11 protein-coding genes and 2 riboswitches are annotated in these 12,412 nt (G+C 67.9%); of the genes, 8 read left to right on the top strand and 3 right to left on the bottom strand.

Annotated elements, in window-relative coordinates; translation table 11 throughout:
• Positions 1–748 precede the first annotated feature (748 nt).
• The gene (locus KXC43_RS49795; RefSeq protein WP_221383348.1) at positions 749–1,387 is read left to right on the top strand and encodes a hypothetical protein; all 639 of its coding nucleotides are present in this window, start codon (positions 749–751) and stop codon (positions 1,385–1,387) included.
• A 424-nt stretch (positions 1,388–1,811) separates the two neighbouring features.
• Here the strand turns inward: KXC43_RS49795 and KXC43_RS49790 are convergent.
• The 3 genes from KXC43_RS49790 to KXC43_RS49780 form a co-directional block, all read right to left on the bottom strand.
• A protein-coding gene (locus KXC43_RS49790; RefSeq protein WP_438870963.1) for an IS5 family transposase occupies positions 1,812–2,692 on the bottom strand; the annotation gives its coding sequence in 2 pieces (ribosomal slippage) (positions 1,812–2,362 and positions 2,362–2,692; 882 coding nt in all).
• 54 nt (positions 2,693–2,746) lie between these two features.
• Complete coding sequence (locus KXC43_RS49785; protein ID WP_221383347.1) at positions 2,747–3,169, bottom strand: hypothetical protein; 423 nt, start codon at positions 3,167–3,169, stop codon at positions 2,747–2,749.
• 193 nt (positions 3,170–3,362) lie between these two features.
• Positions 3,363–4,244, bottom strand: coding sequence for an N-acetylglucosamine kinase (locus KXC43_RS49780; RefSeq protein ID WP_221383346.1), 882 nt, complete (start codon positions 4,242–4,244; stop codon positions 3,363–3,365).
• Positions 4,245–4,330: 86 nt separating this feature from the next.
• Here KXC43_RS49780 and KXC43_RS49775 point away from each other — a divergent pair, with 86 nt between their 5' ends.
• The 7 genes from KXC43_RS49775 to KXC43_RS49745 all read left to right on the top strand — a co-directional run bounded on the left by KXC43_RS49775 (position 4,331) and on the right by KXC43_RS49745 (position 12,103).
• A complete protein-coding gene (locus tag KXC43_RS49775; protein WP_255646195.1) occupies positions 4,331–5,257 on the top strand; it encodes a MurR/RpiR family transcriptional regulator in 927 nt (308 codons plus the stop codon).
• The gene (locus KXC43_RS49770; RefSeq protein WP_221383344.1) at positions 5,254–6,006 is read left to right on the top strand and encodes a sugar isomerase domain-containing protein; all 753 of its coding nucleotides are present in this window, start codon (positions 5,254–5,256) and stop codon (positions 6,004–6,006) included. Before KXC43_RS49775 ends, KXC43_RS49770 begins: the two co-directional genes overlap by 4 nt.
• Positions 6,007–6,093: 87 nt before the next feature.
• Positions 6,094–7,437, top strand: a complete 1,344-nt coding sequence (ngcE, locus tag KXC43_RS49765; RefSeq protein ID WP_308129619.1) for an N-acetylglucosamine/diacetylchitobiose ABC transporter substrate-binding protein — start codon at positions 6,094–6,096, stop codon at positions 7,435–7,437.
• Positions 7,437–8,327, top strand: a complete 891-nt coding sequence (locus KXC43_RS49760) for a carbohydrate ABC transporter permease (protein ID WP_221383342.1) — start codon at positions 7,437–7,439, stop codon at positions 8,325–8,327. Before ngcE ends, KXC43_RS49760 begins: the two co-directional genes overlap by 1 nt.
• Positions 8,324–9,193, top strand: a complete 870-nt coding sequence (locus KXC43_RS49755) for a carbohydrate ABC transporter permease (RefSeq protein WP_221383341.1) — start codon at positions 8,324–8,326, stop codon at positions 9,191–9,193. The genes KXC43_RS49760 and KXC43_RS49755 overlap by 4 nt, the downstream gene beginning before the upstream one ends.
• Before the next feature lie 40 nt (positions 9,194–9,233).
• The gene (locus KXC43_RS49750; protein WP_221383340.1) at positions 9,234–10,427 is read left to right on the top strand and encodes a glycosyl hydrolase; all 1,194 of its coding nucleotides are present in this window, start codon (positions 9,234–9,236) and stop codon (positions 10,425–10,427) included.
• A 134-nt stretch (positions 10,428–10,561) separates the two neighbouring features.
• A riboswitch (glycine riboswitch) is annotated at positions 10,562–10,654 on the top strand.
• Positions 10,655–10,751, top strand: a riboswitch (glycine riboswitch).
• A 23-nt stretch (positions 10,752–10,774) separates the two neighbouring features.
• Positions 10,775–12,103, top strand: coding sequence for an L-serine ammonia-lyase (locus KXC43_RS49745; RefSeq protein ID WP_221383339.1), 1,329 nt, complete (start codon positions 10,775–10,777; stop codon positions 12,101–12,103).
• The last annotated feature ends 309 nt before the right edge of the window (positions 12,104–12,412 follow it).

Here is a 12,412-nt window from a genome sequence, read left to right as displayed (position 1 = left end):
AGCAACGCTGGGGACGGCCTCGGCTCAAGGCCGCCTGACCACTCAGACCCGGCAAACGTTCATGGACAACGCACTAGCCGCCGTCGATCGGGCCTTGGCTCGGCACTTGACTGGGCGCGTTGGCTGCATCCGTTTGCATGGTCGGGCGTACTGATTCGCTCGATGTGAGAGCGCGAGCCGACGTGGCGTCGGGCGTGCTGCGTGCGTGAGCGACGAGTGCGACCACGAAGCCATCGTCACCGCGTGCAGAAGTCGGCGGAACGCACGCCGCCGGGAGGCGATTCGGGACGCCTATATCGACCATCATGCAGATCAGCTGCTCGCGCAGATGCTCGACGACTCGGCTGACCCCTTCGACTGGCCATCGCCGCTCACCTGGGCGACTTCGCGGGAACCGCCGGGGACAACGCCTTCGGCGGCGATCCGCGTGTCCGGAACTGGTAGCAGGGACTTGCGCTGCGCATCCCAGCTCGCTTTGGCAAAGGGGCTGGTCTTCGACTATCTACGGTCGGTGCTGCGACGAAAGCGTCGGGCTCACGGACGTTCCGAGATCGCCTTCGCCCTCGCGTACTTGGCCCAGCATGTCGCGGACTCGCCCCGGCTCATCCCGCCAAGCGCGAATGCCGGGCCCCACCGCTCTCACGCCGAGTGGTCGTTCGTCACGTCGGTCCGTGCACGCTCATGGCCGAGTTGAGGATGCGGCACCTTGCTATCTGATATCGGTTGTCGACGTCGTTAGCATGGCACCGTGAGCTTCGGTACGTATGCGCGTAAGACTCGTGACCCCTCGCTCCCGTACGGGAGCCGCATCAATGCGCTGGCTGGATGCGTGCAGCGATACCAGCCGGTCGGCTACCAGGTCACGTTCGCCTACCTGGAGCATGTCGCCGGGAATTTCCGTCGCGACGAGGCCGCGCTTCTGCGGGCGATGGGAATGCTTTCATCGAGCCGAGACATTTGGCTTTTGGAGCTGGGCGACTACGCGAGGCGGCGGGCGGAGGAAAAACGCGAGGGCCAGCGAAACCCACGGGCCACCGAACTCAACCCGACCTCGTCGACCTGCTGGTACGGCGATCAGCGTAACGCCGCCACGTTCGCTCTGGGCTATCTGCTCAGACGGATAGCCAAGGGCCGAACGGTCCGAACGGATGCGGCCGGCACGGAGGTACTTTCGCTCGCGTCCGGCTGCGTAGAAAACGGTGGCCGCCTCGGTCAGGCCGAACGTGAACGTCTAGACCATCTCTGGCTCCAGTTCGAGAGGCAGCGTGCAGTAGCCGGCTGGCCGGACATCGACTGGCCAAGCTGGCGAAAAGCCCACGACTCCCTGTGGATTTTGCACCTGATCAAGTGTGCGTCCCCATCCGGGACCGCCGACAGGACGGGCTGAGGCTGCAAGATCAGGTGCCTTTCGCTGACGCACTGTCATGCCGCGATCCGAGCGCTGTGGACGGCAGGGTCGTCACTCTCCGCTCGCGATCCATGCTCGCTCGAAATCGGCTCCCGTGCTTTCAAAGCAGGGTCCAGTCTTCGCCAGAGTCGTAGAGGCTCGCTTCACCGGGACCGCCATAGCGGTCTCCGAGGTGGATGAGGCCGCAGCGCAGAACGCGGCCAACGCCGAGCGAGACAGCCCGACGCGCTCTCCAGCCGGGAAGTGGGCACTCGATCGTTTTGCTGCCATTTGATTAGCCGTTCGGACCAGGTTATGTCCCGACCGTTCGGTTCAGGCGTTGAGGCAGCGGCCCCTCAGGGCCGAGATCGCCCTGCGCAGAGTCTTCGCCATTGGAACGACACAATCCTGGTCGTGCCGCCGGCTAGGTTCTGTCTCGCGGATCATGTCCGTCGGGGACGGCGCGAAGCCAGTCGAGCATCTCGACTAGGTCAGGAGTGGCTTGATAGTTAGGGCCGAGTTTGTCGTAGCGGGTGGCCACGCCGCGCCAGTGGAAGCCGCGTTCGACCTGGTTGCGGCGGCGGTAGGCAATCGGGTCGAACGCGGGTGGACTGCCACCGCGGGCGCCGCGTCGTTTCCGGTTCGCGATCTGGTCGTTGGGCTCTGGGATTGTCGCGCGGATATGTTTGCCGCGCAGGGCCTGGCGGTTCGCGCGTGACGAGTAGGCCTTGTCGGCGGTCACCGAGTCTGGTCGGGTCCGGGGTTGGCCGATACCGCCCGGACGGGGCACGCGGACCAGGTCGAGCAGGGCAACGAGCTGGCGGGTGTCAGCTGCTTGGCCCGGGGTGATGAGGGTGGCCAGAGACCGACCGCGTCCGTCGGCGAGGGTGTGGATCTTTGTGGTCAGCCCGCCGGGTGACCGGCCGATGCCTTCGCGTGCCTGTGTTTCGGCAACGGTCAGCCCCTTTTTGCGGCGCCGGCTGCATGCTGGTGCGCCCGGACGATAGTGGCGTCGGCCTGGGCATCCCATTCGATCCCGTCATCCAGTTCGGCCAGGGCTATGACCTGCCTTTTCAGCATCGCCCAGGTGCCGTCCGCGGCCCATCGGGTGAAGCGCAGGTGCGCAGTCTTGAAGGGGCCGTATCGCTCGGGCATGTCCCGCCACGGCGAGCCGGTGCGTTTCACCCAGCAGATCCCGTTGATGACCTGCCGATGATCGCGCCACTGCCCACCCCGGGCCGGCTGGGCTGGCAGCAAAGGTGCCAGCGCAGTCCACTCGTCATTGCTCAGGTCACCGCGTGCCATACCGATTCAACGACCGTCATCCATGATCGCCACTCATGATCCGCGAGACAGAACCTAGGGGTATTTCCACTTGATGTTCTTGGGACGCCGCTTCGGGTTGCCACCCTTGTCGGACTCGAAGCGATTCGCGTCTCGGAAGAGCTCGATGGCTTCAGGCTCTCGGAGGATGGGCCACAACCTGCGAATCCACAACGCATTGTCGTCGAGTGTGGCGCGCAGGGCGTCACCGGTGTGCGCCTTCGAGGCGACCCGGTGGCGTGGCGCGAATACGGCCGACTCCACCAGGTCGTCCAGATCCGCCCAGACCTTTGCCTTGCCGGTGTCGAGATGGACAGCCACGGAGATCCGCTTCCCCGCACTGTCGTGGGTGTCGTCATTGAAGTGGACGAAGACCCTCAATCCCGCGCCGCTGTAGACGACGGACGATTCGAGACGATCGCTGCCGATGGGACCGTCAAGGCCGTACTGGTCGATCAAGAATCGAAAGCGTTGAGTGACTTCCGCGTGAAAGGACACTTTCGGTTTACGCATCCGGCCCTCTGCTGTCAGCAGTGATGGTCACCGATACTAACCGACGGGTCTCAACAGGGCTTGCGCCCCGGCAATTCGGCTCGCCTCGCTGATAGGCGTTCCGAGGTGGCGACGGATGACGTGAGTACCGTCTGCGTTGCTACGGGGACTTCGTCAGGGCGCGGGCGGCCAGGCGGGCGGCCCCCGCGGCCGGGTCGGTGCTGGTGGTCGTCTCGACGGCGCGAGTGTGCAGAATGGCGCGGACCTTCTCGCGTACGGGCGTGTCGTTGGACAGGAGGCTGCCGGCCAGCACGACCGGGCCCGTGGGGGAAAGCTCGCCGAGGGTGCTGACCAGTTCGGCGGCGGCTGACGAGGTGATCGCGCGGGCCTGGGGATCGGCCAGCCGGGACAGTTCGCACACCAGGGGCGCCAAGGCGTCGATCTCGGGGAAGGGCAGGCGCTGGGCCCAGGCCACCAAGTCGTCGGCCGAGGACACGCTCACCTGGTCGGCCACTGCGGCGGCGAAGGGCGACGACCAGTCGCGTACGGCGGCGCGCAGCGCGGCCAGGCCGATCCAGCGGCCCGAGCCGAAGTCGCCCAGCAGCCAGCCGTTGCCGTCCACTGTGCGCACCACCCGCTCGCCGTCGATCTGGGCGGCTATCGCGCCGGTGCCGGCGATCAGCACGACGCCGGACGGGGCTCGGGTGCCGGCGGCGAAGGCCGTCACCACGTCGCCGACGACCACCATCGGGGCGGTCAGGCCCGAAGAGTTCCAGACCTTCTCGTACGCGGGAAGGCCGTTGCCCGGCGTCAGGCAGCTCGTCCCGGCGATGCCCAGCACGCCGCGCGCGACCCGGGCCGGAGGCAGCGAGCCCAGAGCGGCGCGTACGGCGCTGCCCATGGCTTCGGCGGCTGCCTCGAAGCCGACCGTCAGGGGATTGCCCGGGCCTGCCGAGCCGCGGCCGATCACTGCGCCGTGCACCTCGGCCACGACGGCCCGGGTTGAGGTGCCGCCGGCGTCCACGCCCACCACCAGGTCCATGCCAGGGATCGAAACATAGCAAACAGTTATTGACTAGAGGCGTCGACGGTCGTAATTTTCATCAGCAACAGCCATCGATGAAAAGGATGACCGACGTGACGGGTGAGAGCGGCGGGCTGCTCGGGCGGCTGCGCATCGAGGGGCCGCAGATGCCGGAAGCGCTGGCCCGCATCGCCGAGACCATTCTGGCCGATCCGGAGACCGCGGCGCACGCCAGCATCGTCGATCTGGCCGAACGATCGGGGACCTCGACCGCGACCGTCACCCGGTTCAGCCGCACGCTGGGATTCAAGGGCTACGCCAACCTGCGGGTGGCCATCGCCACCGAGACCGGGCGGGCCGAGCAGGCGCGGTGGGAGACCGACATCAGCGGGGACATCGCGCCCGGCGACCCGCTCACCGACGTGCTCGCCGTGGTCACCACGGCCGACACCCGGGCCATCCAGGACACGGCGGCGGGGCTCGACGTGGGGGCGATCGAGCAGGTGGCGGCCGCGATCGCGGAGGCCAAGCGGGTCGAGATCTTCGGGCTCGGATCGAGCGGCACGTCGGCCCGTGAGATGGCTTTCCGGCTGGAGCGCATCCGGGTGCCGGTCTGGCACCGCACCGATTCGCACACCGCGCTCACCAACGCGGCGCTGACGCTGCCGGGTGACGTGGCCATCGGGCTGAGCCACTCCGGTCGTACGCGGGAAGTGATCGAAACCCTGGCCGAGGCGGCCGATCACGGCGCGCTGACCGTCGCCGTCACGAGCTTCAGCCGTTCGCCGCTGGCCGAGGTGGCCGACGTCGTCTTCACCACCGCGGTCCAGGAGACGACGTTCCGCCTGGCCGCGCTCTCCGCGCTGCACTCGCAGCTGCTGGTCCTCGACACGATCTATGTCGCGGTGGCCCAGCGCACCTATGAGCGGACCGCCGACGCGCTGGAACTGACCGTGCGCGCGGTCGACGCCCACCGACTGCCCGAGAAGATCCCGAGCCGCAAACGCGGGCGCCCGAAAGGACAGCCGTGAGCGTCACCAGCAACGACTACCTGACCGTCGTGAGAAGAGCCGTCGATCGTGTCGGCAGCGGCCAGGACGAGAAGAAACAACAGGCCGCCGATCTCCTGGCCGAGGCCGTGGCCAACGGGGGAGTGATCCAGGCCTTCGGCTGCGGGCACTCCGAGGCCCTGGCCATGGAGATCGCCGGCCGGGCGGGGGGACTGGTCCCGACCAACCGGATCGCCCTGCGCGACATCGTGCTCTACGGCGGCGAGCCGCTCGAGGCGCTGGCCGACCCGGCCGTCGAACGCAGCCCCGACATCGCGCACCGGCTCTACGAGCTGGCGCCGATCAAGCCGGACGACGTCTTCGTCATCGCCTCCAACTCCGGCATCAACGGCGCCGTCGTCGAGATGGCGCTGCTGGTCAAGGAGCGCGGGCACAAGCTCGTGGCGATCACGTCGGCCGAGCACTCGGCCGGGGTGACGAGCCGGCACCCGAGCGGGCGCAAGCTCGGCGAGATCGCCGACGTGGTGCTGGACAACGGCGCCCCGTACGGCGACGCCGCGCTTCCGCTGCCGGGCGGGGGAGCGGTCGGCGCCGTCTCGTCGATCACCGCGGCGCTGCTGGCCCAGCAGATCGTCACCGAGGTGGTCGCCCGTCTGCTCGCGGCGGGGATCACCCCGCCCGTCTACCTGTCGGACAACGTGCCCGGCGGCAAGGAACACAACGCAGAGATCGAGGCGCGGTACGCCGGGCGCATCCGGCGCACCGCATAGGAGGCAGAGCCCGTCATGAACCCTGATACCCAGGTCAGACCCTATCCCACTCGGAGAACGCTGCTGAAAACGGCGGCCGTGCTGTCGGTGCCCGCTCTGGGGGGCTGTGTCACGGCCGGCAAGTCCGACGACAAAGTCGCCGATGCCGGCGCTGAGAAGACCGCCGAGAACCCCCTGGGGGTCAAGGCCGATTCCCCGCTCGAGGTCGTCGTCTTCAAGGGCGGGTACGGCGACGAGTACGCGGTGAAGGCCGAGGCCACGTACCAGCAGAAGTACCCGCAGGCCAAGATCGACCACAAGGGCCTGCAGAAGGTCGGCGAGGCCATGCAGCCCCGCTTCGTGGCCGGCACCCCGCCCGACGTCGTCGACAACACCGGCGCCGGCCGCCTCGACATCGCCACCCTGGTCGGCGCCTCGCAGGTGACCGACCTGGCCGATCTGCTCGACGCGCCCAGCCTGGACCAGCCCGGCAGGAAGGTGCGCGACACGCTGCTGCCGGGCGTGGTCGACGACGGCACGTTCGCCGGCAAGACAGTGGCGCTCAATTTCACGTACACGGTGTGGGGTCTCTGGTTCTCGAAGTCTCTGTTCGCGGAGCGTGGCTGGACGTACCCGAAGACGTGGGACGAGATGGTCGCGCTCTGCGGCGAGATCAAGAAGGCCGGTGTGGCGCCCTGGACCTATCAGGGTAAATACCCGGAGTACATCAACGATCCGCTGCTCTCGATGGCAGCCAAGACCGGCGGCGCCGACCTGGTCAAGGCGGTCGACAACCTGCAGCCGGGCGCGTGGAAGCAGGACGGGCTCGTGCAGGCGGCGACGGCGTTCGCCGAACTGGCCGGGCAGGGCTATCTCATGAGCGGCTCCGAGGCGCTGTCGCACACCGAGGCCCAGGCCGCGTGGTGCCAGAAGAAGGCCGCGTTCATCCCGTGCGGCTCCTGGCTCGAGAGTGAGCAGAAGGGTGTCGCTCCGGCCGGCTTCGACATGGTCATGGGCACGGTTCCGGCCCGGTCTTCGTCGGACAAGCTGCCGGTGACCGCGGTGCAGGCCGCCAGCAGCGAGTCGTTCCTGGTGCCGGCCAAGGCCAAGAATCCGGCCGGCGGCCAGGAGTACCTGCGGATTCTGTTCTCGAAGCAGTCGGCGACCGCGTTCGCCGAGGCCAACAGCACCCTGCCCGCGGTGGCCGGTGCGACCGACGGGCTCACGCTCTCGTCGGGACTGGGCTCGGTGCGCGACGCGGTCACGGCGGCCGGGTCCGACACCTTCACCTATCGATTCCGTACGTGGTACGCGCCCCTCGCCAAGGCGGTGGACGACGCCACGGGGGAGCTGGTGAACAAGCGGATCAGCCCGGCCGACTGGTCGACGCGCATCCAGAAGGCGGCCGACGCGGTGGCCAAGGACTCGACCGTCACGAAGTTCACCCGCTGATGCGGCACGGCCGCTGGCGGTTCCTGCTCGGCGCGCTGGTGCCGGCCCTGGTGCTGCACGTCGTCTTCGTGCTGTCGCCGTACGCGCAGGCGTTCTGGTTGTCGCTGACCGACTGGACCGGGGTGGCCGGCGAGGCGCAGTTCGTCGGGGCGGACAACTACGTCCGTCTCGGCGGCGACTCGCTCTTTCTCGACGCGGTGCGGAACAACGCTTTGCTGCTCGTCGTCGTGCCGCTGGTGACCATTGCCGTCGGGCTGTTCCTGGCGTCGATGCTGCGCACCTCGTCGCCGCGGCTCGGGCAGGGTTATCGGATCGTCTACTTCTTCCCGCAGTTGCTGTCGCTCGTGGTCATCGCGGTGTTGTGGGGGTTCGTCTACAACCCGAACACCGGACTGCTGAACTCGGGGCTGCGGGCACTGGGACTGGGCGGACTGGCCCATTCCTGGCTGGCCGAGCCGGCGTTCGCGCTGATGGCCGTGATGGCGGTGCTGGTCTGGTCGTCGGTCGGCTTCTACGTCGTGTTGTTCAGCGCGGCCATCGAGGGGATTCCGCGCGAGCTGTTCGAGGCGGCCCTGCTGGACGGGGCCGGGAAATGGGCGACGTTCTCCCGGGTCACGTTGCCGCTCGTCCGCGAAACGGTGCAGGTCGCCTTCGTCTATCTGGGGATCGCGGCGTTGGATGCCTTCGCCGTTGTACAGGTCATGACGGTGGGACCCGGCGGGCCGGACGGGGCGACCGAAGTGATCGGACTGTCGCTGTATCGGACCGCCTTCACGTACGGGAAGTTCGGCTATGCCTCGGCCATGGGTGTGGCCCTGTTCTTCGCCACATTGACGCTGGCCGTGCTCGCTCTGCGATCGGGTCGGCGCGAACGGTTGGAGCTGGCATGACAATGCTGGAGACGAGGCCGGTCGCCGCGCCTTCCCTGCCTACGGAAAAACGGCCGAATCCCCTCCCCGGGCTGGCGATGTTCTGCTGGGCCGTGGTGACGGCGTTGCCGCTGCTCTGGGCCGTGATCAGCTCGTTCAAGACCGACGACGAGATCCTGAACTCGCCGTGGTCGCTGCCGGCGTCGCCGCAATGGGACAACTGGGCGCGGGCGTGGACGGCGGCCAGCATCGGGCGCTATTTCCTCAACAGCCTGATCGTCGTCGGCGCCGCCCTGCTGCTCACCATGCTGCTGGGCTCACTGGTGGCGTACGCGCTGGCCCGTTACGAGTTCCGCGGCAACCGGGCGATCTATTACACGTTCGTCGCGGCCATGTTCTTCCCCGTTTTCCTGGCGCTCGTGCCGCTGTTCTTCGTGGTGCAGCAACTGGGCCTGCTGGGCACCTATGCCGGGCTGATCCTCGTCTACACCGCGTACGCCGTGCCGTTCACGGTTTTCTTTCTTCATTCGTTCTTCCGTACGCTGCCGAGCGAGATCGCCGAGGCCGCGGTGCTCGACGGCTGCTCGCACGGCGCTGTCTTCTTCCGTGTCATGCTGCCGCTGGCCCGCCCGGGGCTGGTCGCGGTCGGCATCTTCAATTTCCTCGGGCTCTGGAACCAGTATCTGCTCCCGCTGGTTCTCAATCCCGACCCGGACCGGTACGTCCTGGCGCAGGGTCTGGCCGCCCTGTCGGTCAGTCAGGGGTATCGCAGCGACTGGAGCGGCCTGTTCGCCGGCTTGACCATTGCCATGCTGCCGGTGCTCGTCGCCTACGTCGCGTTCCAACGGCACATCCGCGCCGGAATGACCGCCGGCGCGGTCAAGTAACTCCCCTTCATCCCCTTTCCTCTTTGGGAGGAGTCTGCTCGTGAAGATCGACAGACGTAAATGTGCTGCTCTATTGGTGGCCGCGCTCACGGGAATCGGCGCCGTCGCCGTCTCCTCGGAATCCGCGTCGGCCGCCGACTGCGGCTACCTGTTCGACGACTTCAGCTACAGCTCGTCGTCCGACCCCGCACTGACCGCCAACGGCTGGACGCCCCGCAGCTACCAGGGCGGCCCGGGTGTGCCCGGCGCCAACTGGTCGCCGTCCAGTATCAGCTTCCCCACCGACAGCGGCCAGAAGGTCATGCAGCTGACCGCCTCGACCGACGGCACCGCCGCCGGCACCAAGCACGCCGAGCTGTACTCGACCCAGAAGCGCTACCTCGAGGGCACCTACGCCAGCCGGGTCCGCTTCACCGACACGCCGGTCAGCGGCAACGACGGCGACCACATCAACCAGACGTTCTTCACCATCAGCCCGCTCAACGGCGACCTCGACCCCACCTACAGCGAGCTCGACATCTCCGAATACCTGCCCAACGGCGGGTGGGGCGAGCAGGGGCCGATCAACTACCAGACGACCTGGTACACCTACCGCGCCGAACCCTGGTACGCCGACAACCTGCACTCTGAGCAGCGCCGCTCGCTCGACGGGTGGCACGACCTGGTGGCCCAGGTGGCCGACGGGCACGTCGTCTACTACATCGACGGCGTGCAGGTCGGCGACCACGGCGGCAAATACTTCCCGCGCCAGACGATGACCATCAACTGGAACCTGTGGTTCATCGACCTGGCCACCCACTCGGGCGGCCTCAGCACCTACATCCAGCAGGTCGACTGGGTGCTGTTCGCCAAGAACCAGGTGCTGTCGCCCTCCCAGGTGACCTCGCAGGCCGGCGGTTACCGGTCGGCCGGCAGCACCTTCGTCGACACGGTGGCCTCGACCGGCGGCTGTACGAACAACCCGCCGACGACTCCACCAACCACACCGCCGACGACCCCGCCCACCACCCCGCCTACGACCCCGCCGCCCGGTACGAGCTGCAGTGACGCGCCGAACTGGGCGTTCTCGTCCGTTTACACCGGCGGCAACCTGGTCAAGCATGAGAAGAGCAGGTTCGGCGACCCGAGCGGACCCAAGTCCGGCGACGGTGTGCACCTGTGGCGTGCCCGCTACTGGACACAGGGTTCGGAACCGGGCTGGACCGAGCAGTGGCAGGATCTGGGCCGCTGCTGACCGGTTAACCTGGGGGAGGCGGGACCGTCGTGTCCCGCTTCCCCGCAGGATCTTGACCCGTTCACCCGGGCGTCGATAGCTTTCGTCCCGCAACTTCCACTTTCACCGTCCGACTCCCACAACTGAACAGCCACTTGACCGCCGCGGGAGAGCCCCCGTTCCAGCGGGGCGCCGAAGGAGCAACTTCTCCCTCAGAATCTCTCAGGCATCCGTACCGCGATGGTCAGGCAACTCTGGAAAGCCGGGTTTCCGCCCGCGCCCAAGGTGCAAATCGGCGCCGGTCCGGCCGATGAAGCTCTCAGGCCCCATGACAGAGCGAGGGAGCCACCTCTCGAAGGAGCTTCCGCATGGCTGTGTCCGTTTTCGACCTGTTCTCCGTGGGTATCGGCCCGTCCAGCTCGCACACGGTCGGCCCGATGCGCGCCGCCCGCATGTTCGCCCGCCAGCTCGACGACCGGGCCGCCTCGGTGCGGGCCGAGCTGTTCGGCTCGCTGGGTGCGACCGGGCACGGGCACGGCACGCCCAAGGCGGTGCTGCTCGGGCTCGAGGGGGCGGACCCGGAGACGGTGGATGTCGCGGGCGCGGACGCACGGGCGGCTGCCATTCACAGCCGGGGGCTGCTCACGCTGCCCTGCGGGGCGGATGCCGAGGTCGACGTGGTGCTGCACCGGCGCCGTACGCTGCCCGGTCACCCCAACGGCATGACGTTCACCGCGTACTCCGCCGAGGGCGCCGAGCTCGTGCGAAAGACCTACTACTCGGTGGGCGGCGGGTTCGTCATCGCCGAGGGCGGGTTGCTGCGTCCGTCCGCGGTCGAGCTGACCCACCCGTTCACGAGCGGCGGCGACCTGCTGGCGCTGACGTCGGCCACCGGATTGTCGATCTCGCGGCTGATGCTGGAGAACGAGACGGCCTGGCGGTCGCCGGGTGAGGTTCGCGCCGGCCTGCTGGACATCTGGCGGGTCATGCAGGAATGCGTGGCGGCCGGCCTCGAGGCCGAGGGCGTGCTGCCCGGCGGCCTCAAGGTGCGCCGTCGCGCGGCGGCCACGGCCCGGCAGTTGCGGGCAGCCGGCCGAGCTCCGGAGCATGCGATGGAGTGGCTCACCGCGTACGCGATGGCCGTGAACGAGGAGAACGCGGCCGGTGGCCGGGTCGTCACCGCGCCCACCAACGGCGCGGCCGGCATCATCCCGGCCGTCCTGCACTACTACATGCGCTTCGTGCCCGGCGCCGACGACGAGGGCGTGGTGCGCTTCCTGCTGGCGGCCGGGGCGATCGGCCTGCTCTTCAAGGAGAACGCCTCGATCAGCGGAGCCGAGGTGGGTTGCCAGGGCGAGGTCGGCTCGGCCTGCGCGATGGCGGCGGCCGGCCTGGCCGAGGTGCTGGGCGGCACGCCCGAACAGGTCGAGAACGCAGCCGAGATCGGCATGGAACACAACCTGGGCCTGACCTGCGACCCGGTGGGCGGCCTGGTGCAGATCCCCTGCATCGAGCGCAACGGCATGGCCGCGGTCAAGGCGGTCACGGCGGCCCGCATGGCCCTGCGGGGCGACGGCCGCCACCACGTCTCCCTCGACAAGGTCATCAAGACCATGAAGGAGACCGGCGCCGACATGAAGGTCAAGTACAAGGAGACCGCTCGCGGCGGCCTGGCCGTCAACGTCATCGAGTGCTGACTACGGTTTCGGTTTCCGTGTCTTGCCTTTGGACCGCTTCTTCGGCGCTCCGGCGAGCATCCCCCGAATACTGTTTCGGGTTTGTCGAAGTGCCTGCGCAAGGGCGTGGTCGGCGCCATAGCGAGCTTCCGAGCGTTTGATGGTGTCGTCCATCAGTAGCAAAGCGGGCCAGACCGCTCCGCAGTTCGCCTGAGTCAATGCCAGAAATTTAGCTGCTTGCGCAGTTTCGGGATGGTTGAGTTCCCCCCGCTTTCGTGGAGCTTCTCAAACATGATCGACTGATCATGGGGAGGAAGCATTTGTGGCTGC

Source organism: Paractinoplanes polyasparticus, assembly GCF_019710575.1.
Classification (GTDB): Bacteria; Actinomycetota; Actinomycetes; order Mycobacteriales; family Micromonosporaceae; genus Actinoplanes; species Actinoplanes polyasparticus.
Note: the sequence above shows the minus strand (reverse complement) of the source record. Positions and strands in the feature narration are given on the sequence as shown.

What these genes read in the sequence shown, in the direction of transcription:
- KXC43_RS49780 (WP_221383346.1), bottom strand. Translation starts at nt 4,244, where the DNA reads ATGGACCTGGTGGTGGGCGTGGACGCCGGCGGCACCTCAACCCGGGCC.
- KXC43_RS49755 (WP_221383341.1), top strand. Translation starts at nt 8,324, where the DNA reads ATGACAATGCTGGAGACGAGGCCGGTCGCCGCGCCTTCCCTGCCTACG.
- KXC43_RS49775 (WP_255646195.1), top strand. Translation starts at nt 4,331, where the DNA reads ATGACCGACGTGACGGGTGAGAGCGGCGGGCTGCTCGGGCGGCTGCGC.
- KXC43_RS49760 (WP_221383342.1), top strand. Translation starts at nt 7,437, where the DNA reads ATGCGGCACGGCCGCTGGCGGTTCCTGCTCGGCGCGCTGGTGCCGGCC.
- KXC43_RS49745 (WP_221383339.1), top strand. Translation starts at nt 10,775, where the DNA reads ATGGCTGTGTCCGTTTTCGACCTGTTCTCCGTGGGTATCGGCCCGTCC.